The organism is Sporosarcina pasadenensis (genome assembly GCF_047228845.1).
GTDB lineage: Bacteria > Bacillota > Bacilli > Bacillales_A > Planococcaceae > Sporosarcina.
Window position 1 is genome coordinate 41,284 of record NZ_JBFEGM010000011.1, and the last position, 24,600, is coordinate 65,883.

Sequence of the window (24,600 nt, forward strand, 5' to 3'; positions counted from 1 at the left end):
CGTATATTTTTCATTAAAATTGAGCTTATTTGCTAATGTTCTCGAGGAGGATTCCCGTCCCGATCGCCACACAGCTCAGAGGGTTGTCCGAAATGAATACCGGAACTTTCAATTCCTCGGCGAGCAGCTGGTCGATTCCGTGCAATAAAGCGCCGCCGCCAGTAAGGAAGACTCCTCTGTCAATAATGTCCGCAGATAGTTCGGGCGGCGTTTTTTCCAAAACGTTTTTCGCCGATTGGACGATCATTGCGACCGATTCGCTGAGCGCTTCCCGCACTTCTTCGGAGCTGATCGTAATGGTGCGCGGAAGTCCTGTGACCATATCACGGCCACGGATGTCCATCTCTTCCTTACGGCTGCCCGGAAAGACGGTCGCGATTTCTATCTTGATCGTTTCCGCCGTCCGCTCCCCGATTAGCAATTTATATTTTTTCTTGATTGATTGAATAATGTCATTGTCAAACAAGTCGCCAGCGGCTTTGATCGATTCGGAAGTGACGATATCCCCCATCGACAGCACTGCGACGTCCGTCGTGCCGCCACCGATATCGATGACCATGTTCCCGCTCGGTTGGAAGATGTCCATACCGGCGCCGATCGCTGCGACTTTCGGCTCTTCTTCGAGATAAACTTTTTTGCCGCCAGATTTCTCCGCCGCATCTTGGATCGCTTTCTGCTCGACGTTCGTAATGTTCGTCGGGCAGCAGACGAGAATCCGCGGTTTCGATAAGAATCCTTTGACATTCAATTTATTAATAAAATGACGCAGCATCATTTCCGTCACGTCGAAATCGGCGATGACGCCATCTTTCATCGGACGGATAGCAATAATGTTGCCTGGCGTCCTTCCTACCATTTTACTCGCTTCTTCGCCAACCGCCAATACTTTGTTTGTATGTTTGTCGATTGCGACAACTGCAGGCTCGTCTAGAACGATGCCTTTCCCTTTTACGTGAATCAACACATTCGCAGTCCCAAGGTCGATTCCGATATCCTTTGCAAACATCAATCCCGTTTCCCCTTCCAACCATAGTTCGGTCGTCTATTCTCCTAACTATAGATTGTACCATAATGGCTCTTTAATGAACACAAAGTTTGACAGGAATTCCGTATATTTTTATGCAGTTATTTAGGTCATGGGGAATATTATTGCATGGAGGATTTTTACAGGGGTTTATGGGGAGTTCATAATATGGCAACCGTTTTCATATAGTCCTTTTTCAATCCCTACTAAAAGACATAGGTAGATTCATTAAACATTAATATAATATTTGTTTGTCTTTTCGGGTAGTCCAGCTGGTTTTTTTCCATGCGAAAAGACAGGGTGTCCGCCTTCCTACAAGGATGGTCGATGGGCCCCGTCTATTTCCGTCACGTGTTGCGGGCTTTCTTATTTTCATTCATCCATTTCATCCGTGTTGCTTCACCGCCTCTTAAATGTCTGACAGACTTATGATAGGCAAGTATTTTGGCGACTTCTTCAGACAATTCCACATCCACATTTGGCAGCCGCTCCGTCAAATCCTTATGGACCGTGCTTTTGGAATAGCCCGTCGTTTTCGCCAGCGCCCGTACGGTAAGTCCAGTGTCCAGCAACATTTTGCCGAGGCGCACGCATCGCCTCCGAATTTGCTCGTGCACGCCCTCTTCCTTTCCTGTCAGCTCCATTTCTTCCTTTATCCTATGCGGCGTAGGCAACAGTTATGTCAAAGCGTTATGGCGGTGGCTTGGTTATTCTTTTGCAGGGGTTTGATCGGATGATTTTTTGGCTCGGGCGGCGATGGTTTGGACGCGGGGCAAGCCGCTTTGGACGCGCAGCACGATACTTTGGACGCGGGGCAAGCCGCTTTGGACGCGTAGCACGGCGGTTTGGACGCGGGACATGCCGCTTTGGACGCGCAGCACGATACTTTGGACGCGGGACAATCTCCATCGGACGAACATCACAATTCGCGCCAATTGCTTTTGACAATTAAAAGATCTGCTCCAATTGCATGATTAGAATAGGTAGAGATCCATTAGACAAGGAAGAATCCATAATAGCCCTTTATTTGTTAATCGCGATATAGCGTGTCAAATCAAATTGAAATTTCCGCATTCACACTTCATATAAAAAAGCCGCTCTCCCAACGGAGAGCGGCTTGGCTGGTTAGAATCCTAGGAATGTGCGCGGGTTGACTGGGTTGCCGTCTTTGTGCACTTGGAAATGCAAGTGTGTGCCGGCTTTGGCATTCCATTCGTTGCTAGTAGCGGTGCCGAGTGATTGGCCTTGGATGACTTCGTCGCCTTCTTTGACGAGGATTCCAGTCAATGAACCGTAGATTGTCGTCATTCCATTCGTGTGTTCAAGTGTGACTTCGGAGCCTTTGAATTGATCAATAATGACTTCCTTCACTGTTCCGCTAAGTGCTGCGACGACTTCAAATGGTTGGCCATCCATCGAGATCGAAACGCCTTTATTTGTAAGATATGTTTGATTGAAGACGAGTAGTGCACTTTCGCGCGTTTCTTCATCGGCTTCTGCATCATAGTACTCTTGTATAATAGCCACGTTGTCGAGTTGGTCCTCGTTGAACGGGTATTTGAGTACTTCGGTTGCAGCGTTTGTTTCCACTAGCGGCGTAGCGTTCGGATCTGTTGCGTCCGCTGTTTCGTTCGGCCCTTTTTGAATGAAGGCATTATAGCCCCAAATCATGCCGACGAAGACGATCGCAATTCCTGCGTAGATGGCCGGCCAGAACCATCTACTCTTCTGACTCTTATTCTTCTGAGAAGGGGATTTCGGTTTTTCTTCTCGCATTATCATCACCTCACTTGCTATTGTTTGCAAGTGTTGGTGTTTTTAAACATTCAGATTCGTCTACTTCAAACTTTTTTATTGTTGTGCCGGAATAATAGTAGGTCAGTATGTTTTCAGCTGTCCATCCTTTCTGGGCAAAGGCTTCGGCGCCGTATTGACTCATGCCGACCCCGTGCCCGTATCCCTTCGTTTTAATGAGGACGATCTCGTTCGTTACGTCGTAGGCGATGTCGAAGTCCGTAGAGGCGAGCCCTAGTGCTTCACGCATGTCCCTTCCGCTCATTTCGAAGCCTGAGGAGACCGCTTTTTGCACGCGCCCTGTTTGATTGCGGACGAGCTGGAGGCTTTTGAATCGATCGGCTTTCCAGACGGATCCGAGCGCTTCATTCCATTTTGCAATCGGCATTTCGATGTGCCGCTCCACTTCTGCAGCGACGACTTCCTCCCCCGGGCTTTCCACGCTTTGCAAGTAGGGAATCGGGTTGCCGCTATAGTTTTGCGCGGTTTCAGTCTTCCCATTCGATGTCGAAAAAAACATTGCGGTAATCATTTCATCACCATACACAATCGTGTCCCCGGTGGTCGTCGCGACTATTTCACGCAGCTTCTTTTCATTTTGCTTAAACTTCTTCCCCCAGCGTTCCTTCCGTTCTGCTGCGGTTTTGTATACTTGTGCGGAGACGGTCGCTTGGATCGGCTTCTTGCCGCCCTCCGTCGTCCGCAGCACGTATGTCCGAGCCGCAATCGCTTGTGCCCTCAAGGCTTCGTCGTGGAAGTCGATCGGCATTTCACCGGCGACAACCCCCAACACATACTCCTCAAGCGGCAAAGGCTTGTCCACCCCTTCCACAGTGATATAGATTGCGCAAGGATCTTCCATTGCCACGTTCTTCTCAGGTTCGACAGTCGGTTTCATAAGGATGGGAATGAAAAATAGTAGTACGATGAATAAAACGGCTAGTAGTTTGTCCATATTCGATTGTATGATGAAGCCCCCCGTTTCATTCAAAAAAACTGCCCCCCGTCGAGTTGACGAGGAGCAGTTATGGAAGCTTCGAATAAAGTATGAATAATGATTAGACGAGTTGCTTCTCTGTTTCTGTAGTCGTTTCTTCCATTGAGACGCGTTCGATATCTGCCCCGAGTGCTTTCAATTTCTTATGGAAATCGACATAGCCGCGGTCCAAATGATCAAGTTCTGTGACGCGTGTCACACCTTCCGCAACGAGGCCTGCCAAGATGAGGGCAGCTGCTGCGCGCAAGTCTGTCGCCGCAACTTCGGCACCTTGCAGATTGGATGGTCCTGAGATGATGACCGAGCGTCCTTCAATTTTAACGCTTGCGTTCATGCGGCGGAATTCTTCGACGTGCATGAAGCGGTTTTCAAATACCGTTTCCGTTAGCACACCCGTTCCGGATGCCGTCAGCATAAGTGCCATCATTTGCGATTGCATGTCTGTCGGGAATCCAGGGTGCGGCATCGTCTTCAGATCGACCGCTTTCAAAGGATGCTTCGCACGGATGCGCAAGCCTTCGTCCAATTCCGTAATAACAACTCCCATTTCTCCAAGCTTGGAAATTAACGCAGCGTTATGCTCTGGAACCGCGTTTTCAATTGTAATGTCGCCGCCCGTAATCGCTGCAGCTACCATGAATGTACCTGTTTCAATACGGTCTGGGATGATATGGTGAATCGTTCCGTGAAGCTTATCCACGCCTTCGATCCGGATTGCATCCGTACCGGCACCGATCACTCTTCCGCCCATTTCATTGATGAAGTTCGCTAAATCGACAATTTCCGGCTCTTTCGCCGCGTTTTCGATAATAGTCGTCCCTTTCGCCAAAGCTGCCGCAGTCATGATGTTTTCCGTAGCGCCGACGCTCGGGAAGTCTAAATAGATTTTAGCTCCTGTAAGGCCGTTCTCCGCTTTCGCTTCGACATGTCCATGTCCGAATGTGATCTCCGCGCCCATCGCTTCGAAACCTTTCAGGTGCTGGTCAATCGGACGAGAGCCGATCGCGCATCCTCCAGGCAAAGCTACGCGTGCAAAACCGTTGCGCGCGAGCAATGGTCCCATAACCAAGATTGACGCACGCATTTTACGTACATATTCAAAATGTGCTTCGCTTGCAAGTTTTTCTGTTGAATCAATGATCACTTGCCCTCTAGCTGGATCGTAATCGACCTTCGCATTCAGGCTCTTTACTACTTCATTGATCGTGGAGACGTCCGAAAGATTCGGCACATCACGAATGATATTGGGACCGTCAGACGCGAGTAATGCAGCAGCCAAGATTGGCAAAACCGCATTTTTAGCGCCTTCTACACGGACGTTGCCGTGAAGAACGCGTCCACCATTAATAATTATTTTATCCACAAAAAGCCCCTCCGACTCAAAAATTTATACTCGTTGCCATAATATCTTCTTTTGATTTTTTTCGTCATAATTTAAACATAAAAACACATACTATTCTACAACGCTCTACATTATTAAACAAGTAACTACAGAGCTATTTTCCCGTCTATCCATAAGATAGTCTATAATATGTACCCATATGTCGATTTGTGTGCTTTCCTTGATAGGCATTTGTTGTACTTATGTACTTCCCATTATTTATTTGAAAGTAAACATATTTTCATTTCATGCCATCGCCCCGTACACATACGTAATGTAGACGCGGCGATGACATGGATCAGTGGCATATGAGCAGTTTTGACTGAGACGATAGCCTAATGACTATCTACCCGATTTTCACTTGTCCAAACTCAATTAATTGAATAATGCAGGAATCCTTCCTGACCAATAGGATATGTCCAAAAAGAAATTTGATACGGTAGAACCGATCGCAAAACTCAATAAAATAAACAGCAATTGTGCTTGAAAAACGTGGTGCTTTTTAATGATTTTTTCCGGCATGATCGATTGCAATGCATAAAATGACAGGCCGATGAAAAAAATATGCGAGACGATGGCCAGCATCGGGTTATGTGCAAAAACATCATTCATAGTCCTGCCTCCTTTTTGCATTTAATGAGCGCTTGCCAGCGGTTTATGATCACTTGTCAGCGTTTATGATCACTTGCAGCGGCTTATGATCACTTGCAGCGACTTATGATCACTTGCAACGATTTATGATCACTTGCCCCGCGTTTATGATCACTTGCAGCGGCTTATGATCACTTGCAACGATTTATGATCACTTGCCAGTGTTTATGATCACTTGCAGCGATTTATGATCACTTGCGACGTTTTATGAGCCACGCAACATAACAGGATTAATTCATCCCTAATATGGCTCTATTAGCTAAGATTCCCAGAAAGAAAATGCGGGCAGAAGAAAGACTCCCTCTGCCCGCCAACTAGTCACATCTATTATTTCTGTTCGTATACGTTGATTCGGTTGATGGCCCGTCTGAGGTCGAGTTCCGCCAACTGAGCTTCAAGTTTGTCTGTTTTGGCTTTCAGCTTTTCTTCCGCACGTTTCGCTGCGCGTTGGGCGCGGGAGATGTCGATGTCGGAAGCCAATTCAGCTTGTTGTGCTAAAACGGTGACAACATCCGGACGAACTTCGATGAACCCGCCATGGACGGCGACATTAACAGTCGAGTTGTCTTTTTTCAGGCGAAGGGCACCGATTTGGAGTGGTGCAACCATTGCGATATGGCCGGGAAGAATCCCGATTTCACCAGTTTCCGTGGCGGCGATCACCATATCCGCTTCAGTTTCACTAACAGGTCCGTCGGGAGTGACGATATTGACTTTGATTGTCTTCATTTGTTTCCCTCCTGATCCTGTTTTTAGACTTCAACGCCCATGCTTTTCGCTTTTTCGATGACTTCTTCGATGCGTCCAACTAGACGGAATGCATCTTCCGGAAGGTGGTCATAGCGGCCATCCAAGATTTCCTTGAAGCCTTGAACAGTTTCAGCAACCGGCACGTAAGAACCTTTTTGGCCTGTGAACTGCTCGGCAACGTGGAAGTTTTGCGATAGGAAGAACTGGATGCGGCGTGCGCGTCCTACGACAAGTTTGTCGTCTTCGCTAAGCTCGTCCATACCGAGGATCGCGATGATATCTTGTAGTTCACGGTAACGTTGCAGCGTTGATTGTACTTGACGTGCCACTTCGTAATGCTCTTCGCCTACGATTTCAGGGCTTAGTGCGCGTGAAGTGGAAGCAAGTGGGTCAACCGCTGGGTAGATACCCATTTCTGATAGTTTACGCTCAAGGTTCGTCGTTGCGTCCAAGTGAGCGAATGTCGTAGCCGGAGCCGGGTCCGTATAGTCATCCGCCGGTACGTAGATCGCTTGGATCGATGTAACGGAACCTACGTTAGTTGAAGTGATACGCTCTTGAAGCTGACCCATCTCAGTTGCAAGCGTCGGTTGGTAACCAACGGCAGATGGCATACGGCCAAGAAGTGCGGATACTTCAGAACCTGCTTGTGTAAAGCGGAAAATGTTGTCAATGAACAATAGAACGTCCGCGCCTTGTTCGTCACGGAAGTATTCAGCCATTGTCAAACCAGTCAAAGCAACACGCATACGTGCGCCAGGCGGCTCGTTCATTTGTCCGAATACCATCGCAGTTTTGTTGATAACGCCGGAATCGGTCATTTCATAGAACAAGTCGTTTCCTTCACGTGTACGCTCACCAACACCTGCGAATACGGAAATACCGCCGTGTTCTTGTGCGATGTTGTTGATCAATTCCTGGATAAGAACAGTCTTCCCTACACCCGCACCACCGAAGAGGCCGATTTTACCACCTTTAATGTATGGTGCAAGCAAGTCGACAACTTTAATACCTGTTTCAAGGATTTCAACTTTCGTTGAAAGGTTTTCGAATGTTGGAGCTTGACGGTGGATCGGGTCGCGGCGTTCTGATGCCGGAACTTCCTCCCCAAGGTCAATGATCTCTCCGAGTACGTTGAATACGCGTCCAAGTGTTACGTCGCCGACTGGAACCGAAATTGCTGCGCCAGTGTCTGTAACGACAGACCCACGCTGAAGGCCATCCGTGGATGACATTGCAATCGTACGCACCGAGTCGTCCCCAAGGTGGAGTGCGACTTCAAGTGTCAACGTTTCTGGTTCAGCGTTAGGACGTTGGATTTGAACCTTCAATGCGTTATAGATTTCTGGAAGCTGACCGTTTTCGAATTTAACGTCAACAACCGGACCCATAACTTGAAGAATTTGTCCGTTACTCATGCTTTTCCCTCCTGTCTTACTTTTCCCGTTCAAAATGCTTTATTCGAGAGCGGCAACTCCGCCGACGATTTCAGTGATTTCTTGCGTAATTGCTGCTTGACGTGCACGGTTGAATTGAAGACTCAATGAATCGATCAATTCGCCTGCATTATCTGTAGCAGTCTTCATCGCTGTCATACTGGAAGCATGTTCGCTCGCTTTTCCATCAAGCACTGCCCCGTAGATGAGGCTTTCCGCGTATTGCGGGAGAAGCGTTTCAAGAATCGCTTCCGCGGAAGGCTCAAATTCATACGAAGTCATTGCTGACGCTGATGAAAGGTCCGTGAGCGGAAGCAATTTCTTTTCCGTCACTTCACTGGAGATGGCGGAGATGTAGTGACTGTAGTACAAGTACACTTCATCGAATTCGCCTTCTGTGAACATGCCAACAGCTCGATTCGCGATTGACTTTATTTCATCGAATGAAGGGTGGTCCGATACGCCGACGAGGCTTTCAACGACTTCATATCCGAGACGCCGGAAAAATTCAAGCCCTTTCCGTCCGATTGCGACGATTTTCACGTCGTCCTTCGATGCGTGACGTTGCTCGATCGCACGTTTCGCTGCACGGAAGATGTTGGCGTTGTACCCTCCAACGAGGCCGCGGTCAGAAGACACGATAATATAACCTGTCTTCTTCACTGGGCGGTTCACGAGCATCGGGTGACCGGAGTCGCTCGTCGCGCTTGCGATGGCGCCCACGACTTCCTCGATCTTATTCATGTAAGGGACGAACGCTTTCGCATTCATCTCCGCACGGTTCAATTTGGAAGCCGACACCATTTGCATCGCTTTCGTAATCTGACTCGTCTTCTTTGTCGATTTAATACGGTTTTCTATATCGCGTAATGATACCACTGGCAATTCACCACCTTATTGTATAGTTAGATCAAAATCCTTAGATACGTTTCGAATTAAGCTTCGGACGGTACGAAGTTCTTCTTGAATGCGTTGATCGCATCTTTCATCACTTCATCAGACGGAAGGTCTTTTGTCGTACGGATATGATCATACACTTCAGTGTGGTTAGATTCGAGCCAGCTCGTCAATTCGCTTTCGAAGCGAAGAACGTCATGCACGGCTACGTCATCTAGAAGTCCGCGTGTCAACGCATAAAGGATGACAACTTGGTATTCCACTCTCAGCGGCTTGTTCAAGTCTTGTTTCAATACTTCAACTGTGCGCGCTCCGCGGTCAAGTTTCGCTTTTGTCGCTGCATCAAGGTCGGAACCGAATGCTGCGAACGCTTCAAGCTCACGGTATGCTGCAAGGTCAAGACGGAGTGTACCCGCAACCTTTTTCATCGCTTTAATTTGCGCGGAACCACCTACACGGGATACGGAAAGACCGGCGTTGATCGCTGGACGTACACCCGAGAAGAAGAGATCCGACTGCAAGAAGATTTGTCCATCAGTGATGGAAATAACGTTCGTTGGAATGTAAGCGGAGATGTCCCCAGCTTGCGTTTCAACGAATGGAAGAGCAGTAATGGAACCTGCGCCCAATGTATCGTTCAACTTCGCTGCACGCTCGAGTAGACGGGAGTGCAAGTAGAATACGTCACCAGGGTAAGCTTCACGGCCTGGAGGACGGCGAAGTAGCAAGGAAAGTTCACGGTAAGCAGCCGCTTGTTTTGAAAGGTCATCATAGACGACAAGGACGTGCTTGCCTTGGAACATGAATTCTTCCGCCATCGTTACACCTGTATATGGTGCTAGGAATAGCAATGGAGCCGGTTGTGAAGCGGATGCTGTTACAACAATCGTGTAATCAAGCGCACCGTTTTTACGGAGTGTTTCAACAACCCCACGAACTGTGGATTCCTTTTGTCCGATAGCTACATAGATACAAATCATATCTTGGTCAGCTTGGTTAAGAATTGTATCGATTGCGACAGTTGTTTTACCTGTTTGACGGTCACCGATGATCAATTCACGCTGTCCACGGCCGATCGGTACGAGTGCATCGATCGCCTTGATGCCTGTTTGCAATGGCTCATGAACGGATTTACGTGCCATGACGCCTTGTGCAGGGCTTTCGATCGGACGAGTTTTTGTCGTTGCAATCGGGCCCAATCCATCTACCGGCAAGCCGAGTGGATTCACGACGCGTCCAATCAGTTCTTCACCGACAGGTACTTCCATAATACGGCCAGTACGACGTACTTCATCGCCTTCTTTAATGTCTGTGTATGGTCCTAGGATAACGATACCAACGTTGTTCGCTTCCAAGTTTTGCGCCATACCCATGACACCTGTAGAGAACTCAAGAAGCTCTCCGGCCATGACGTTGTCGAGGCCATGAGCAAGAGCGATACCGTCACCGATTTTGATAACCGTACCGACTTCGCTTACTTCCATCTCAGACTGATAGTTTTCAATCTGCTGCTTTATCAGCGTGCTGATTTCTTCAGCTTTGATGCTCATGTATGTCACCCCTCAATTTCAAATTAGGATCCGATCAATTTACGTTGCAGTTTTTCGAGCTTCGCGCTCAAGCTGCTGTCGTAAATCTGATTGCCGATTTGGAGACGGACGCCCCCGATCAAGCTTGGATCGATGATATTTTCAATGCGTAAAGATTGTTTACCTACTTTGTGCGCGAAAGTTGACGAAATGGCATTCGTCTCTTGCTCCGTCAATGGACGTGTCGAGTACACTTTCGCTTCTGCAATTCCCGCAGCATCATCTGCTAGGCCGAGGAACTCTTCGAAAACATTTTGGGCTTCATCCATGCGCTTCGCATCAAGCAATACGTACAACGCATTCAATACGAGCGGATTCACGCCTGTGAAAATGTTTGCGATCATTTCCTTCTTCTTCGCTAATGATAACTTCGGAGAACTTAATAGTTCACCAAGGTCTTTATTGTCACGGAACACCTTCGTCAATTCTTTTATTTCTTCCTGAATTGGACCGGTTTGCCCGTGTTGTTGAGATAGTTCAAAAAGTGCTGTTGCATAGCGTTTTGCTACGACCGAATTGCTCATCGGCTTTCGCCTGCCTTCACAATCGTTTCTTCAATCAAAGCACGGTTGTCCTCTTCAGAGATTTCTTTACCAAGAACTTTAGATGCCGCCAAGATTGAAAGTGAAACGAATTCTTCGCGGACAGCCGCAACTGCTTTTTCCTTCTCTGTCGCGATTTCGAGTGTTGCGGATTCTTTCATCCGGTTCACTTCTGCACGCGCTGCTGTCATCAGCTCTTCGCGTTGTGTTTCTCCTTGCTTACGAGCATTTTCAACAATCGATTGTGCGTTTTCACGCGCTTCCTTCAATAGGGCACGCTGTTCTTCCAAAAGCTTTTGAGATTCCAAGCGGCTTTTTTCAGCTGCTTCGATTTCAGTTGCGATCAATTGTGCACGTTGTTCCATTACGCCCATTAGTGGGCCCCATGCGAACTTCTTTAGTAGAAGCATGAGGAGTGTGAAGAATACTACTGTGACAATGATATCGCCTAGATTTAAACCATTCGGGTCATTCAATGATGACAGAAATCCTCCGCCGTTTGCGGACAATAGGATGAAGGTGTTTCCTAACACGATTGTTTCACTCCCTTCAAGAGCTCATGTCAATTTTCATTATTGTATAAAAAGAACATCATTCTTAATTTTCAACTTCAAATTACTATTTCAAACGTCAGTTATTACATAAATGAATGGCGAAGGGCAGTTATGCCGCGGTCTTCGCCATTTTGTAGAATTGTTGTCTTATTATTGGTTCATTACGATGAACGCGATAACAGTCGCGATGATCGGAAGGGCCTCAACTAACGCTACCCCGATGAACATTGTTGTTTGAAGCATACCGCGCGCTTCTGGTTGACGAGCGATACCTTCTACTGTTTTAGAAACGATCAAACCGTTACCGATACCTGCTCCAAGTGCACCAAGACCAACTGCAAGTGCTGCTGCTAATAGACCAACTGAACCTACCATAGTGTAATATCCTCCTAAAATTTCGTGTTTTTTTGTTGTTTACTAACCCTGAACAGGGGCAATATATGTTTAATGGTCTGTTGAGACTTTATGCGCCATGTAGACCATCGTTAACATAACGAAGATGAATGCCTGGATCGCTCCGATGAAGACTGAGAAGCCTAACCAAGCGAGTGACGGGATGACGGCTCCAATAAGACCGAATGCACTACCAGCCCCGAGTGTTGCAAGTAGACCGATAAGGATCTCTCCTGCGAAAATATTACCGTATAGACGTAGACCGAGTGTTAATGTGTTTGCAAATTCTTCGATAACTTTTAGTGGTGCTAAGAATGGCATCGGTTGAAGGTACGTTTTGAAGTACCCTTTCGTCCCCAATTGTTTAACGCCATAGTAATGGGTTAATACAACGACCATCCCAGCGAGTGTCAATGTAATGACGGGATCCGCTGTTGGTGATTTCCACCAAAGCTCACCTTTCCAGACTACCGCAAATGGTAATCCGAGCATATTTGCAACGAAGACGAACATGATCAAGGTGATTCCGAGTACGTGGAATCGACCACCTGTTTTCCAGTCCATATTGTTCTTAATAATCCCTTTGACGAAATCCATGATCCATTCCATGAAGTTCTGCATACCGGTCGGCTTGATCTGCAAATTGCGCGTCGCGAGTACGGCAATGAGGAAGACGACTAGACATGTGACAAAGAGCATGAGGATGTTTGCTGGGTTAAAGTTTAATCCGAGAAATTGTATATACTCCGGATTTCCATGGTTCACGTTTCGTTCACCTCCCTTATGCGTGTCAGTTTAGAAATGCTTGACGTGGACTACGATTCTGTCGACGAGCAATAGAACGTATGGAATCATCAGTCCGATCACTGTTCCGATCAGATCGAATTTTTCCGGCATCGACAACGCAATGGCTGCGGCAGCCACACCGGATCCGAATCGCAATGCGGTTCCTCCGATTGACTTTGTTGCTTTCCCTTCCGAAATGTTCTGATCAAATCTTTCCATTCTACGGACAAGAATATAAAAATTATACAGTCCGAATAAGGAACCTAGGATCAATCCACCAAAAACCGGTTTGAATGCACTAAAAGCCCATCCGATGACAAACAATGCGAGCAAAAAAAAGAGTGCTTTCTTCTGCCTATTAAAAATGTGTCGCAATGTATGCATGATGGGTGATTCTCCTGATTCGTATTTTCCGGGTCTGGCGACTTCGAAAAGCGGGGTTGTACAAGATACGACACAAAACGACTTGAATCGCTCCTAATGAGGGCTTGTACTGATAGAGATTCCGATTGGTCGGAACCTATAATTGCATGTGAATCGCCGTAAGCAACTGACCACCAGGAGGCGTTGCCATCGAGCACGCTCAAGGGGTCCCTCGTGGAACGACGTCCTATGAAGGTTGATAGAATCGCCCTGAAGCTTATCCCCGAGGCGTTTTTTCTATGTATGAATCCCTATCATTCTTACCCTTTGTTAGCATACAATAGGGGCATTTTGATGTCAATTGATTCCCGTGAAATTATTCACAAACTGTTCATATTGTCAAATAATCGACATATTTGTTAATGTAGGAATTTTTTGTCGTAGTCGATGAGTGAATTTCCTTGGTTTTCTTCTATTTAAATAGATAGTTGCTTCGTTCCAGCACGTCGCTATCCTAATGGAGCTTACGTACTGGAACGCCTAGCAACTGCAAATACGCATAAAATCTTCTAGATACGCATAATTGTCAATAAACGCGCATAAATTGAGCCAGATCCGCATAATTCGCTATAATTCCGCATAACCGAGCCGCAATACGCATAAAGTCATTTATTCGCGCATAAATACTTTTATGCGTTTTTGAATGGATTTATGCGTGATTTGCGGCGGTTATGCGTATTTGCTAGTGTTTATGCGTCTTTCTTGCAATTTATGCGCATTTCTGCGGGTTTATGCTTCTTTAGAAGGATTTATGCGTTTTTACGCATAAATCCAACCCGTTTCAGATTAATTTAATGAAGAAAGGTATTCCTTCAACGCGCTGACGATGCGTTCGGAAGCGTGGCCGTCTCCATAGGGATTAGAAGCTTTCGCCATTGCGCTATATTCCGCTTCGTCGGATAGTAGTGTATCCGTCAAGTTGAAGATCGTGTCTTCGTCGGTACCAGCAAGTTTCAATGTGCCGGCCTCGATGCCTTCCGGACGCTCCGTCGTGTCGCGGAGGACGATGACCGGTTTGCCGAGTGATGGCGCTTCTTCCTGGATGCCGCCCGAATCGGTCAAAATGATATGCGAACGTGCTGCGAAGTTGTGGAAATCGACGACTTCGAGCGGTTCGATCAGATGAACGCGCTTGTTCGAACCAAGGATTTCGTCCGCCACTTCACGCACCGCCGGATTCATATGGACCGGATAGATGACTTGCGTGTCCGGATGCTTTTCAAGAATCCGGTTAATCGCGCGGAACATGTTGCGCATCGGTTCGCCCAAGTTTTCGCGTCGGTGCGCAGTAAGAAGAATGAGACGATCTTCGCCGATTTCGTCGAGAATCGGATGGTTATAATCGTCCCGCACCGTCGTCTGAAGCGCGTCGATTGCGGTGTTCCCCGTAATGTAAATACGGTCTTCCTGCTTTCCTTCATTTAATAAGTTCTGCGCGGACTTTTCGGTCGGCGAGAAATGAAGGTCGGCAAGGACGCCCGTCAGCTGGCGGTTCATTTCCTCCGGGTACGGGGAGAATTTATCCCATGTGCGGAGTCCCGCCTCGACGTGACCGACTGCGATTTTATTGTAAAACGCTGCGAGGCTGCCGATGAATGTCGTCGATGTATCGCCGTGGACGAGCACGATATCAGGCTGCGCCTCTTTCATAATTTGATCGAGCCCTTCCAATCCGCGTGTCGCGACATCGATGAGCGTCTGCCGATCTTTCATGATGTTCAGATCATAAGTTGGTGTGATGTTGAATGCATGCAAAACTTGGTCGAGCATTTGACGATGCTGCGCAGTCACCGTGACGATCGATTCGATCTCCTCGGGATGCTTTTGCAGTTCAAGTACGAGCGGAGCCATTTTAATCGCTTCCGGACGCGTACCGAAAATCGTCATCACTTTCCATTTCCGTTTCAATCCATTCACGCCTTCCCCATTATTTTGTTCCGTGATTATTTAGTTCCAAACAGGCGGTCACCTGCGTCACCAAGTCCCGGAACGATATATCCTTTTTCGTTCAATTTTTCGTCCAATGCAGCAATATACACATCGATGTCAGGATGTGCTTCAGTGAATACTTTTACGCCTTCAGGAGCTGCAATCAAGCACATGAAGCGGATGTTTTTCGCACCGCGTTTTTTCAATGAATTCACAGCCTCCACTGCCGTGCCGCCTGTTGCAAGCATCGGGTCGATGAGGATGAATTCACGTTCCGATACGTCGGAAGGAAGTTTCACGAAATACTCTACAGGTTGCAGTGTGTCCGGATCACGGAACAAGCCGATATGTCCGACTTTCGCTGCTGGAATCAATTTCAAAATGCCATCGACCATGCCGATGCCTGCACGCAGAATAGGTACAATCCCTAATTTCTTGCCTGCCAATACATTTGATTTTGCTGTGCGGACCGGTGTTTCCACTTCCACTTCTGTCAACGGAAGGTCCCGGGTAATTTCATACGCCATCAATGTCGCCACTTCGTCGACGAGCTCGCGGAACTCCTTCGTTCCCGTATTCACGTCACGGATATGTGTCAATTTATGCTGGATAAGCGGATGATCAAATACATGTACTTTTGCCATTGCTAATCGCTCCTTTTCGGAATGTCCTGTACATTATAACAGAAACGTGTCGATTTACACATTGGGAATGAAGATTGTGTCGGTTATGCGTGAAATAAGAATTTTATGCGTATTTGTGGCGGTTTATGCGTGGAATTTCTAATTTATGCGCAGTTGGTGGCGGTTATGCGTAGGAATTGTGATTTATGCGTTTTTGGCGACGTTTATGCGTATCTAGAAGCGTTTATGCGCGGAAAATGAATTTTATGCGTCCTTTCTTGAAAAAATCCCCGCTCTCGCGAAGAGAGCGGGGATTTATCAATTATGCATATAGCGGGAAACGGTCTGTTAGTGCTTTGACGCGCTCAGCCGCTTCCTTTTTCACCGCTTCGTCTTCGTGGTTTTTCAATAGGTGGGCGATGATGGAACCGATTTCCTTCATCTCTTCCTCTTTGAAACCACGTGTTGTGACAGCTGGTGTTCCGATACGGATGCCGGATGTGACGAATGGGCTTTCCGTGTCGAATGGAATTGTGTTTTTATTGACAGTGATGCCGACTTCGTCAAGAACGTGTTCAGCAATTTTGCCTGTGATGCCGAGTGATTTCAAGTTGACGAGCAACAAGTGGTTGTCCGTTCCGCCTGAAACGATGTCGACGCCTTCAGCCATCAAGGATTCCGCAAGGGCAGCAGCATTTTTCTTCACTTGCTGGATATGCGATTTAAACTCAGGCTTTTGGGCTTCGCCGAATGCAACCGCTTTTGCAGCGATGACGTGCATGAGCGGGCCGCCTTGGATGCCAGGGAAGATCGTTTTGTCGATTTTACGGCCGAATTCTTCAGCGAATTCCTCGTTCACGAGAATCAATCCGCCACGTGGGCCGCGCAACGTCTTATGCGTTGTTGATGTGACGAAGTGCGCGTACGGCACCGGGTTCGGATGCTCGCCTACCGCGACGAGGCCAGCGATATGCGCCATGTCGACCATCAAGTAAGCTCCGACTTCATCAGCGATTTCACGGAATTTCGCAAAGTCGATTTCGCGTGGATATGCACTTGCACCTGCAACGATCAATTTTGGCTTATGCTCAAGCGCTTTTTGGCGGACATCTTCGTAATCGATGCGCTCGTCTTCTTTGCTGACACCGTATTCAACGAAATTGTACAGCTTGCCGGAGAAGTTTACCGGGCTGCCGTGCGTCAAGTGTCCGCCGTGGGAAAGGTTCATGCCGAGAACAGTGTCGCCCGGCTCAAGAATTGTGAAATAGACAGCCATGTTCGCTTGCGCACCGGAGTGGGCTTGTACGTTTGCATAGCCTGCGCCGAAAATTTCTTTCAGACGGTCGCGCGCGATGTTTTCAACGACGTCAACGTGCTCACATCCGCCGTAGTAGCGCTTGCCCGGATAGCCTTCAGCGTATTTATTCGTCAAGTAGGAACCTTGCGCTTCCATGACTGCTTCCGTCACGAAGTTTTCGGATGCAATCAATTCAATATTGGCGTTCTGACGGTTCTTTTCCGCCATAATCGCTTCGTAAACTGCTGTGTCTTCGCGTTTCACATTACTTAAATCCATGATTCCATTTCCCCTTTTCGTATGTTTTTACCCGGGTGCATCTAGTGGAATGAAGTTTATTCTTCCACCGGGCGGTTGTAGATCGCGCGCTCGCCGCCGATCAATTTCGGCCGGGTCGTCGCTAACGTCACGACGGCATCCCCGATCTTGTCGATGGACGTGCGGAGTGGAACGGCGACCGGCTTCAAATGCATGCCGATCAATGTCTGGCCGATGTCGATCCCTGCATTCGCACGAATGGACTCGACGACGACCGCATCATTCAAATGTTCGAACGCATATGCGGACATCGAACCGCCAGCCTGTACTGCCGGAATGACGGATACAGTGTCGAGGTTCATTTTTTCCGCCGCTTTGCGCTCGATCGTCAAGGCGCGGTTAATGTGCTCACAGCCTTGGAATGCTAAAAACAGGTCATGCTTCTTAGCGAATGCGTTCAACGGTCCGAATAACGAGTCGGCGACTTCAAAGGCGCCTCCCGTCCCGATCCGTTTGCCCGCGATTTCGGATGTCGAGCAGCCGACGACGAAAAATGTGCCGGGCGTGAAAGTTGTCTGCTCTTCCATTTCCGATAGCAGCTGTTCAAGCTGAAGCTTCCATAAATTTAATACATCATCCATTGTCTTGCCCACCTCACTTAATTTTCGAGCTCTGACAATTTGGCGACGCGACGCTCGTGGCGGCCACCTTCAAATGAAGTATCCAGCCATGCTGTCGCCACTTCCCTTGCAAGGCCCGGTCCGATGACACGTTCACCCATGGCAAGGATATTCGAATCGTTATGCCCTCTTGTCGCCTTCGCGCTGAAGACGTCATGGACGAGCGCACAACGGATCCCTTTCACTTTATTCGCAGCGATCGACATGCCGATCCCTGTCCCGCAAATGAGGATGCCCCGATCGAACTTCCCGCTTGCGACGCCGTCCGCTACAGGTTTGGCGTAATCCGGATAATCGACCGATTCATCGGAGTCCGGACCGAAGTCCTCATAGTCCAATCCTAGTTCCGATAATAAGTCCATGATTTCATGGCGCAGACGATTGCCGCCATGATCCGAAGAGATTGCGATTTTCATTGCGTCCCCTCTTTTCTTAATTTACTCACAAATCATTTTACCATTGTTCCACAAAAAAACACAGCCCTCGCTTTACTATTTCGGGCTGTGAAATGAATTGGAAATGATTGATAAATAGTTAGGAACGATCGAACTGGCTGATGACTTTATACAGGTCTTCAGATTGCTTTTTCAGTTGGCTCACCATAACATCGGTCTGCTCGATTGACTTCACTTGCTCTTCCGTGGCGGCGCGTACTTCTTCGGCGCCAGCAGACGTCTCTTCAGCGATGGCCGCGACTTCCTGCGACTGCATGGCGGTCGTTTCGATGTTGGATAGCTGGTGTTCGACGAGCTCCGAAATTTTGACGACGGAATCGGCCATGCCGTTCACTTTTTCCGCCATTGATTCGACGTTGCCGCTCGTTGCATCGGCGCGGTCCGCTTCGTTTGCTGCCGTCTTCACTTGCCTTTCCATTTCCTTCACGACTTTTGAGACATCGGACTGGATCATTTTCACAAGTTCGTCGATGCTATGAACCGCTTTCGCACTTTCATCCGCAAGGACTCGGACTTCCTCCGCGACGACCGCGAAGCCTTTTCCATGTTCTCCAGCCCGCGCCGCTTCGATGGATGCGTTCAGCGCAAGCAAATTCGTCTGGCCGGCAATGCTACCGACTAGCTGGACGATTTCACCGATCTTCTGCGCATTTTGATCGAGTTCGCGGATTGTGCCGAGCGACTGCTCGCTCTGATTCGACATGTCTCGGATCCCTTTGACGAGCGTCCGGAACACTTCTGTCGTCCGCTCCAGTTCCGCGAGCATTTCTTTCGATTGTTCGGATGAATCTTCCGCACGGCTGCTCACTTCCGCCGCAAGCGTCCGTACATCCTCGATCGCCTCCGCCGTTTCCTGGATGGCGACTGCCGAAGCTTCCGCACCCGATGAGATTTCCATGATCGTTGAAGCGACCGCATCTGCCTGTGACGCCGCACTGCTTGTCTCACCTGATAATTTGTCGACCGTCTGCGCCGTCTTCTCGAAGTTCGTCTCGATTTCCGCAACAATCGTGCGCAAATTGACGACGAGCTGCTGGAACGCTTCCGCAACCGAACGGATTTCGTCAGATGACTTCGGCAGCTCGATATCCGTGCCGATCTTCCCCTCCGCCACTTCGATTGCCGCCTTTTCCAGGTTTTGCAGCGGCTTTGTCAAAATCGTGCTGAATAAGGCCGCCAAAATGCCCGACCATAAAATTCCCATTGCATATGTACTAATTTCAAATACAAACGGCTGGACATTCGGAAAGAATTCCGGCCGGATATAGTTGATGAACAAGGCGCTCGTCGAATACGTGACAACCGCAAGCACCGTTACGAATAAAACCAATTTTTTACGCAAGCCGAATTTCTTCTTCATTCCCCATCCTCCGTCAGCTTCATCTTCAACTGCTCGATCAACCTACCCAATTCTTCGAATGTCCTCCGATACGTGGCCAAACTGCCGCCATACGGATCGTGTACATCTCCGAAATCACCGGGAGTTACGTACTCTTTCAACGTAAATGTCTTCTTTTCAACTTCCGGGAATGAATGCAGCAGTAGCTCCTTATGCGACATCGTCATCGTCAACACGAGGTCCGCCCATGCCAGATCTTCCGCATTGACCGCGTTGGACACGTGCGTGTAAGGCATGTCCGCCTCTTCGATAAGCGTCTTGGCGTTCGTCGAAATCGGCAACCCGTCAACCGTACTTACCCCAGCCGACCGGACCGTGACGCCCTCTATCGCCTTCGAACGGAGAATCGCCTCCGCCATCGGGCTCCTGCACGTATTCCCTGTGCAAATAAAATAAATATTCATTCATGATCACCTACCTTTAGAATACCCGATAGCAATGAATAAAGAAATAGATAATTTCATCAAAAACATGACAATATCCCCATGATTAATAAAGCCAGCCCGGCAACGATGCGAAGCAGCCTGCCGTTTTTGATATTCAAAAACCTTCCAAAATAAAGCGCTAAGCAGGAAAAAATGAACGAGAGAGCCCCCGCTGCCAAGATGAATAGCAGTTTATTCAAATGAAGCATGCCGAAAGAAACACTGATTGAAAAGGTGTCCAAGCTGACAGCAAGCGCAATGATCGCCGGATGGAGTTGCCGTTTCAGCATGCTGTTATCATCGTCCTGCAGAAGCATGTGAATGCCAATCATCGCTAGCAGGACGCCCGACAGCAAATGGCTCCACACCGAAAAAATGTCGGCGGACCAGTCCCCCATGACGAAGCCAGCGAAAGGCAGCACCAAGTTCAGGAATGTTATCCACAGCGCGAGGACAAGCCTTCCTTTTCGCAATTGTAATAACGATAATACTACGACGACATCGATTGTCGTAACGCTTGCAGCGAATATTTCCAACAATGAATTGACCTCCCAACTTCCGCATCCATCCATCTTATGCGCTCGTTTAGGAGGTCATTCATATCCGATTATTATTTGAACATAGAAACTTACATGGTATTATCCGTCGAACCGTTTTCCGTCCGCCGCTTTCAGAAGCCGATTCATGACGGCGGCACCGACGCCTTCATGATCCGTCCCCGCGGCGAGGATGAGATCGGCGTCCGTCAAATCGCATTGCCGGATCGCACCGTATAAGTTCACTGCCATCGCTTCGTTGTCATGAAGCGGGCCGACACGGAAATACCAGTCAGCTTCCGCGATGTCAAACTCGTCGGGTCCGATGACCGCAACCTTCTTCCCTTCCGAGTGAAGCTGCCTGACCGCTTCCCGTATCGCCGATTCGTCCGGCTGAATGACGAATAGCGGCGACTCCGGAGCGTAATGCATATATTTCATGCCAGGTGCACGCGGCGCTTCTTCATCGTCGAGGGCTCCGGATTCCTTGCTTTCAGCGCGAACAGGGCCGATCACTCCCGCGATCATCTCCCGCGTCACGCCGCCAGGCCGCAAAATTTCCGGTGGATTCGCGGTCATGTCGAGCACGGTCGATTCGACACCGACACCTGTCCTGCCGCCATCGACAATGAGCGGAATCCGTCCATTGAGATCAGTCAGCACATGCGCGGCTTCCGTCGGGCTCGGCTTTCCGCTCCGATTTGCGCTCGGTGCGGCAAGCGGTCCGTCAAGCGTGCGGAGAAGTTGTAGTGCCACGGGATGATCGGGCATCCGCAACCCGACCGTGTCGAAGCCCGGTGTGACATTTTCCGCAATGACACCGGGCCTCTTATGGAAGACGAGCGTCAGCGGCCCCGGCCAAAATGCATCCATTAGATCTTCTGCACTTTCCGGCACATCTACCGCGTATTGAGCCACATCTTCTATCTTGCCAATATGTACGATGAGCGGGTTGTCGGACGGGCGCCCTTTCGCTTCGAAGATCCGCTGCACAGCATCCGCATCCGTCGCAAGCGCTCCGAGGCCATACACCGTTTCGGTCGGGAACGCTACGACGCCGCCATCTTTCAAAATATCCACAGCCCGTTGATAACTTACCGAGTTATCCATATCGTTATCCACTGAAACGATTTCAGTTTCCACGGTTCAAACCCCCATTTATACACAATTTCATCCACTTATCCACAATTCAAGTGGATAACTTTATTCAAACAATGACTTTATCCACTCCCAAACGAAGAAAGTGACCTTTTCGTCGTCTGATTTTTCCACTTCTTTGTCAGGAAAACAGACCCTTGGAAATAAAGAGCACCACCAATTGTCGCCACGCCCGCTGCCGATTTTCAAAATATACGCGTCATACGGCGCTTGCGGCGTAATGACCAAGCCCGAACGCTTCGGCGGAAACAGAGCCGCTGTCCGTTCAAACGTAACGGCTTGCCCGCCCGCCATCGATTGGGCGGTTTCCAAGATGGTCGATTCAATCGCCTCTAAGTTATCCACAATTTCTGATTTCGACTTCGCTTGCGTGATTGCCTGATTGATCATCGGCTCGATGACAAGCCGGATCTCTTCCTTCAACTTTTGGTCGGCAGGCGCATTCGAATGCGACAGGATCCGGAATCTGATCTCCCCTTCCTGTTCGGCCTGACCTGTGAATAATAGCAAAGCGGACTGGATGAGGAACAGCACGAGAATGAACTCGACTACCGCCATCAAACGATCCATCCGCCTATTTGTTTGAATTTTACTAATTTCATAGTCTTGCAACATATCGATCCCCTCCTGACCACATTGTCGCCAGGGTTAGGGGGTTTTATTCATCAATCTCGCAAAATATCATTCGATCTTTTCCATTCACATCTTTCACGACGGAAACCCGCGCATCCGGAAACGCCTTTTGGAAAAGCTCGCTCACTGCCCGCCCTTGAAGGTAGCCGATTTCGACGCCGATGAGCGATTGGGGATTCATGAGCGGCGGCAATTTTTCCGCAAGCTGTTTATAGAAGAAAAGCCCATCCTCATCCGCAAATAACGCGCTATGCGGCTCGAAATCGAGAACTGTTGAAGACATCTCCCCGGACTCCTCCCAGGCGATATACGGTGGGTTCGACAGGACGACATCCCACTTCTCCTCTTCGATCGGTTCTGTCAGATTACCGATCCTGAAATCGACGTCGACCTCATTGCGCTTCGCATTCCTCTTCGCAACCTTGAGCGCGGCTTCACTAATATCGGTCGCCGTGACAACCGCTCCAGGCCTTTCTTTTTTGAAGGCAATCGCGATCGCGCCGCTCCCTGTACCGATATCCGCCACGCGGCATTCAAGGAACTTGCGGCTCCGTTCGAGGGCGCCCAATACGAGCTCCTCCGTTTCAGGTCGCGGGATGAGCACGTGTTCATTCACCTCGAACGACAGTCCGTAAAACTGTTCCGTGCCGATAATATGCTGGACGGGCTTGCCCGTAAGCAGCTCTTCGGTTTTATTCCAGAAATCTTTGTGCTGTTCTGTCGTGAGCGGTTCACGCAAGTCCGCGAGCAATGCGGCGCTCGATTTTTGTGTCACATGCTCCATGAGCAGCTTGGCTGCGTGTTCGTCCAAGTTTTTTGATTCGAGAAGAGATTTCGCTTTATTGAGCGCCTCATGAATTTTTTCAGTCATGCTGATCCAAGCTTTCCAATCGTCTCGCCTGGTCCTCGACGATGAGGGCATCGATCACTTCGTCGAGCTTCCCTTCGATAATCTGATCGAGTTTTTGGATTGTGAGTCCGATCCGGTGGTCCGTCACGCGGTTTTGCGGGAAGTTGTACGTACGGATCCGTTCGGAGCGGTCACCAGTCCCGACAGCGGATTTCCGCTTTTCGTCGTATTCGGCTTGCGCTTCTTGCATGAACTTGTCGTAGATGCGGGCGCGGAGAACTTTCATTGCTTTCTCTTTGTTTTTGATCTGCGATTTTTCATCCTGGCACGAGACAGTGATCCCTGTCGGCAAGTGCGTCAGGCGGACGGCGGACATCGTCGTATTGACGGATTGCCCACCCGGTCCGGATGATGCAAATGTGTCGGTGCGGATATCTTTTTCGTGGATGTCGATTTCGACTTCCTCCGCTTCCGGGAGTACAGCCACGGTGGCAGTCGACGTATGGATCCGGCCGCCCGATTCCGTTTCCGGCACGCGTTGGACGCGATGCGCTCCGTTTTCATATTTCAGTTTGGAATAAGCTCCGTTCCCGCTGATCATGAAAATGATTTCCTTGAACCCGCCAAGCTCCGTCGGCGAGGAATCCATCACTTCGACTTTCCAATGGTTCGTTTCCGCAAAACGGCTATACATCCTGTACAAGTTGCCCGCGAACAGCGCCGCTTCGTCGCCGCCTGCCGCCCCGCGGATTTCCATAATGACGTTTTTATCGTCGTTCGGATCTTTCGGGACGAGCAATAGTTTTAATCTCGCTTCGAGGGCTTCGATCTGATCATCGAGCTCGGCCAACTCCATTTTAACGAGTTCTTTCATTTCATCGTCCAAATGCTCTTCCAGCATTTCTTTCGCATTGTCATACTGCGTCGTCGCGCTTTTATATTCACGGTACGCATCGACCGTATCCTGCAAATCGGACTGCTCCTTCGAATACGTCCGCAGCTTAGTCATATCACTCACAATATCCGGATCGCTCAGCAATTCATTCAATCGCTCATATCGATCCTCAACGGCTTGAAGCCTCTCAAACATAGTCATTGCACCTCTTCGTCCTCAGTCTGTTTTGTATGTTTATTGTACGG

Annotated in this window: 28 protein-coding genes; 1 reads left to right on the plus strand and 27 read right to left on the minus strand. The window is 48.9% G+C overall.

What is annotated here, in order from left to right; translation table 11 throughout:
- Positions 1–25: 25 nt before the first annotated feature.
- A complete protein-coding gene (locus tag AB1K89_RS14595) occupies positions 26–1,006 on the minus strand; it encodes a rod shape-determining protein (protein WP_413055510.1) in 981 nt (326 codons plus the stop codon).
- Positions 1,007–1,371: 365 nt separating this feature from the next.
- Positions 1,372–1,641 carry a sporulation transcriptional regulator SpoIIID gene (locus tag AB1K89_RS14600; RefSeq protein WP_239430942.1) on the minus strand — a complete coding sequence of 90 codons (270 nt, stop codon included), beginning with the start codon at positions 1,639–1,641 and terminating at the stop codon, positions 1,372–1,374.
- Between the two features lie 116 nt (positions 1,642–1,757).
- Here AB1K89_RS14600 and AB1K89_RS14605 point away from each other — a divergent pair, with 116 nt between their 5' ends.
- A complete protein-coding gene (locus AB1K89_RS14605) occupies positions 1,758–1,976 on the plus strand; it encodes a hypothetical protein (protein WP_413055449.1) in 219 nt (72 codons plus the stop codon).
- 173 nt (positions 1,977–2,149) lie between these two features.
- Here the strand turns inward: AB1K89_RS14605 and AB1K89_RS14610 are convergent, their stop codons facing one another.
- The 25 genes from AB1K89_RS14610 to prfA form a co-directional block, all read right to left on the minus strand.
- Positions 2,150–2,800, minus strand: a complete 651-nt coding sequence (locus AB1K89_RS14610; protein ID WP_413055450.1) for a peptidoglycan DD-metalloendopeptidase family protein — start codon at positions 2,798–2,800, stop codon at positions 2,150–2,152.
- A 10-nt stretch (positions 2,801–2,810) separates the two neighbouring features.
- The gene (spoIID, locus tag AB1K89_RS14615) at positions 2,811–3,809 is read right to left on the minus strand and encodes a stage II sporulation protein D (RefSeq protein ID WP_413055451.1); all 999 of its coding nucleotides are present in this window, start codon (positions 3,807–3,809) and stop codon (positions 2,811–2,813) included.
- A gap of 67 nt (positions 3,810–3,876) precedes the next feature.
- Positions 3,877–5,178, minus strand: a complete 1,302-nt coding sequence (murA, locus tag AB1K89_RS14620) for a UDP-N-acetylglucosamine 1-carboxyvinyltransferase (RefSeq protein ID WP_413055452.1) — start codon at positions 5,176–5,178, stop codon at positions 3,877–3,879.
- A 393-nt stretch (positions 5,179–5,571) separates the two neighbouring features.
- Positions 5,572–5,808, minus strand: coding sequence for a DUF1146 family protein (locus tag AB1K89_RS14625; protein ID WP_413055453.1), 237 nt, complete (start codon positions 5,806–5,808; stop codon positions 5,572–5,574).
- Positions 5,809–6,174: 366 nt separating this feature from the next.
- Positions 6,175–6,576 carry a F0F1 ATP synthase subunit epsilon gene (locus AB1K89_RS14630; RefSeq protein ID WP_413055454.1) on the minus strand — a complete coding sequence of 134 codons (402 nt, stop codon included), beginning with the start codon at positions 6,574–6,576 and terminating at the stop codon, positions 6,175–6,177.
- Positions 6,577–6,599: 23 nt separating this feature from the next.
- Positions 6,600–8,015: a F0F1 ATP synthase subunit beta gene (gene atpD / locus AB1K89_RS14635; RefSeq protein ID WP_413055455.1), complete on the minus strand. Its 1,416-nt coding sequence runs from the start codon at positions 8,013–8,015 to the stop codon at positions 6,600–6,602.
- Between the two features lie 39 nt (positions 8,016–8,054).
- On the minus strand, positions 8,055–8,912 hold the full coding sequence (gene atpG, locus AB1K89_RS14640) for an ATP synthase F1 subunit gamma (RefSeq protein WP_413055456.1): 858 nt from the start codon (positions 8,910–8,912) through the stop codon (positions 8,055–8,057).
- A gap of 56 nt (positions 8,913–8,968) precedes the next feature.
- Positions 8,969–10,480 carry a F0F1 ATP synthase subunit alpha gene (gene atpA, locus AB1K89_RS14645; RefSeq protein WP_413055457.1) on the minus strand — a complete coding sequence of 504 codons (1,512 nt, stop codon included), beginning with the start codon at positions 10,478–10,480 and terminating at the stop codon, positions 8,969–8,971.
- A 23-nt stretch (positions 10,481–10,503) separates the two neighbouring features.
- Positions 10,504–11,043 carry a F0F1 ATP synthase subunit delta gene (locus AB1K89_RS14650; RefSeq protein ID WP_413055458.1) on the minus strand — a complete coding sequence of 180 codons (540 nt, stop codon included), beginning with the start codon at positions 11,041–11,043 and terminating at the stop codon, positions 10,504–10,506.
- The gene (atpF, locus tag AB1K89_RS14655) at positions 11,040–11,570 is read right to left on the minus strand and encodes a F0F1 ATP synthase subunit B (protein WP_413055511.1); all 531 of its coding nucleotides are present in this window, start codon (positions 11,568–11,570) and stop codon (positions 11,040–11,042) included. The genes AB1K89_RS14650 and atpF overlap by 4 nt, the downstream gene beginning before the upstream one ends.
- A gap of 195 nt (positions 11,571–11,765) precedes the next feature.
- Positions 11,766–11,990 carry a F0F1 ATP synthase subunit C gene (gene atpE, locus AB1K89_RS14660; protein WP_252501943.1) on the minus strand — a complete coding sequence of 75 codons (225 nt, stop codon included), beginning with the start codon at positions 11,988–11,990 and terminating at the stop codon, positions 11,766–11,768.
- Between the two features lie 69 nt (positions 11,991–12,059).
- Positions 12,060–12,773 carry a F0F1 ATP synthase subunit A gene (gene atpB, locus AB1K89_RS14665; RefSeq protein ID WP_413055459.1) on the minus strand — a complete coding sequence of 238 codons (714 nt, stop codon included), beginning with the start codon at positions 12,771–12,773 and terminating at the stop codon, positions 12,060–12,062.
- A 30-nt stretch (positions 12,774–12,803) separates the two neighbouring features.
- Complete coding sequence (locus AB1K89_RS14670; RefSeq protein ID WP_413055460.1) at positions 12,804–13,178, minus strand: ATP synthase subunit I; 375 nt, start codon at positions 13,176–13,178, stop codon at positions 12,804–12,806.
- 825 nt (positions 13,179–14,003) lie between these two features.
- Positions 14,004–15,104, minus strand: a complete 1,101-nt coding sequence (wecB, locus tag AB1K89_RS14675) for a non-hydrolyzing UDP-N-acetylglucosamine 2-epimerase (RefSeq protein ID WP_371922515.1) — start codon at positions 15,102–15,104, stop codon at positions 14,004–14,006.
- A gap of 56 nt (positions 15,105–15,160) precedes the next feature.
- The gene (gene upp / locus AB1K89_RS14680) at positions 15,161–15,790 is read right to left on the minus strand and encodes a uracil phosphoribosyltransferase (protein ID WP_413055461.1); all 630 of its coding nucleotides are present in this window, start codon (positions 15,788–15,790) and stop codon (positions 15,161–15,163) included.
- Positions 15,791–16,091: 301 nt separating this feature from the next.
- Positions 16,092–17,345: a serine hydroxymethyltransferase gene (gene glyA / locus AB1K89_RS14685; protein WP_252501938.1), complete on the minus strand. Its 1,254-nt coding sequence runs from the start codon at positions 17,343–17,345 to the stop codon at positions 16,092–16,094.
- 56 nt (positions 17,346–17,401) lie between these two features.
- Complete coding sequence (locus AB1K89_RS14690) at positions 17,402–17,965, minus strand: TIGR01440 family protein (protein WP_413055462.1); 564 nt, start codon at positions 17,963–17,965, stop codon at positions 17,402–17,404.
- 17 nt (positions 17,966–17,982) lie between these two features.
- Positions 17,983–18,420: a ribose 5-phosphate isomerase B gene (rpiB, locus tag AB1K89_RS14695; RefSeq protein ID WP_252501936.1), complete on the minus strand. Its 438-nt coding sequence runs from the start codon at positions 18,418–18,420 to the stop codon at positions 17,983–17,985.
- Between the two features lie 118 nt (positions 18,421–18,538).
- Positions 18,539–19,819: a methyl-accepting chemotaxis protein gene (locus tag AB1K89_RS14700; RefSeq protein ID WP_413055463.1), complete on the minus strand. Its 1,281-nt coding sequence runs from the start codon at positions 19,817–19,819 to the stop codon at positions 18,539–18,541.
- A complete protein-coding gene (locus tag AB1K89_RS14705) occupies positions 19,816–20,262 on the minus strand; it encodes a low molecular weight protein arginine phosphatase (RefSeq protein ID WP_413055464.1) in 447 nt (148 codons plus the stop codon). The genes AB1K89_RS14700 and AB1K89_RS14705 overlap by 4 nt, the downstream gene beginning before the upstream one ends.
- 59 nt (positions 20,263–20,321) lie before the next feature.
- The gene (locus AB1K89_RS14710; protein WP_413055465.1) at positions 20,322–20,822 is read right to left on the minus strand and encodes a manganese efflux pump MntP; all 501 of its coding nucleotides are present in this window, start codon (positions 20,820–20,822) and stop codon (positions 20,322–20,324) included.
- Positions 20,823–20,921: 99 nt separating this feature from the next.
- Positions 20,922–21,962: an L-threonylcarbamoyladenylate synthase gene (locus AB1K89_RS14715; protein WP_413055466.1), complete on the minus strand. Its 1,041-nt coding sequence runs from the start codon at positions 21,960–21,962 to the stop codon at positions 20,922–20,924.
- Positions 21,963–22,022: 60 nt separating this feature from the next.
- Positions 22,023–22,592, minus strand: a complete 570-nt coding sequence (locus AB1K89_RS14720; protein ID WP_413055467.1) for a stage II sporulation protein R — start codon at positions 22,590–22,592, stop codon at positions 22,023–22,025.
- Between the two features lie 43 nt (positions 22,593–22,635).
- Entirely contained in the window at positions 22,636–23,481 is an 846-nt protein-coding gene (prmC, locus tag AB1K89_RS14725; protein ID WP_413055468.1) for a peptide chain release factor N(5)-glutamine methyltransferase, read from the minus strand.
- Positions 23,474–24,550 (minus strand): peptide chain release factor 1, encoded by a 1,077-nt coding sequence (gene prfA, locus AB1K89_RS14730; protein WP_413055469.1) that lies wholly within the window; start codon positions 24,548–24,550, stop codon positions 23,474–23,476. The genes prmC and prfA overlap by 8 nt, the downstream gene beginning before the upstream one ends.
- Positions 24,551–24,600: the final 50 nt, after the last annotated feature.

Bases quoted from the DNA above. Each gene is read 5' to 3' on its own strand.
- AB1K89_RS14670 (WP_413055460.1), bottom strand. From the start codon at position 13,178: ATGCATACATTGCGACACATTTTTAATAGGCAGAAGAAAGCACTCTTT.
- wecB (WP_371922515.1), bottom strand. From the start codon at position 15,104: ATGACGATTTTCGGTACGCGTCCGGAAGCGATTAAAATGGCTCCGCTC.
- atpE (WP_252501943.1), bottom strand. From the start codon at position 11,990: ATGGTAGGTTCAGTTGGTCTATTAGCAGCAGCACTTGCAGTTGGTCTT.
- rpiB (WP_252501936.1), bottom strand. From the start codon at position 18,420: ATGAAAATCGCAATCTCTTCGGATCATGGCGGCAATCGTCTGCGCCAT.
- AB1K89_RS14700 (WP_413055463.1), bottom strand. From the start codon at position 19,819: ATGAAGAAGAAATTCGGCTTGCGTAAAAAATTGGTTTTATTCGTAACG.
- AB1K89_RS14610 (WP_413055450.1), bottom strand. From the start codon at position 2,800: ATGCGAGAAGAAAAACCGAAATCCCCTTCTCAGAAGAATAAGAGTCAG.
- AB1K89_RS14630 (WP_413055454.1), bottom strand. From the start codon at position 6,576: ATGAAGACAATCAAAGTCAATATCGTCACTCCCGACGGACCTGTTAGT.
- AB1K89_RS14625 (WP_413055453.1), bottom strand. From the start codon at position 5,808: ATGAATGATGTTTTTGCACATAACCCGATGCTGGCCATCGTCTCGCAT.
- AB1K89_RS14605 (WP_413055449.1), top strand. From the start codon at position 1,758: ATGATTTTTTGGCTCGGGCGGCGATGGTTTGGACGCGGGGCAAGCCGC.
- atpD (WP_413055455.1), bottom strand. From the start codon at position 8,015: ATGAGTAACGGACAAATTCTTCAAGTTATGGGTCCGGTTGTTGACGTT.
- AB1K89_RS14650 (WP_413055458.1), bottom strand. From the start codon at position 11,043: ATGAGCAATTCGGTCGTAGCAAAACGCTATGCAACAGCACTTTTTGAA.
- AB1K89_RS14705 (WP_413055464.1), bottom strand. From the start codon at position 20,262: ATGAATATTTATTTTATTTGCACAGGGAATACGTGCAGGAGCCCGATG.
- prfA (WP_413055469.1), bottom strand. From the start codon at position 24,550: ATGTTTGAGAGGCTTCAAGCCGTTGAGGATCGATATGAGCGATTGAAT.
- AB1K89_RS14595 (WP_413055510.1), bottom strand. From the start codon at position 1,006: ATGTTTGCAAAGGATATCGGAATCGACCTTGGGACTGCGAATGTGTTG.
- AB1K89_RS14720 (WP_413055467.1), bottom strand. From the start codon at position 22,592: ATGTTGCAAGACTATGAAATTAGTAAAATTCAAACAAATAGGCGGATG.
- glyA (WP_252501938.1), bottom strand. From the start codon at position 17,345: ATGGATTTAAGTAATGTGAAACGCGAAGACACAGCAGTTTACGAAGCG.
- prmC (WP_413055468.1), bottom strand. From the start codon at position 23,481: ATGACTGAAAAAATTCATGAGGCGCTCAATAAAGCGAAATCTCTTCTC.
- AB1K89_RS14690 (WP_413055462.1), bottom strand. From the start codon at position 17,965: ATGGATGATGTATTAAATTTATGGAAGCTTCAGCTTGAACAGCTGCTA.
- upp (WP_413055461.1), bottom strand. From the start codon at position 15,790: ATGGCAAAAGTACATGTATTTGATCATCCGCTTATCCAGCATAAATTG.
- atpA (WP_413055457.1), bottom strand. From the start codon at position 10,480: ATGAGCATCAAAGCTGAAGAAATCAGCACGCTGATAAAGCAGCAGATT.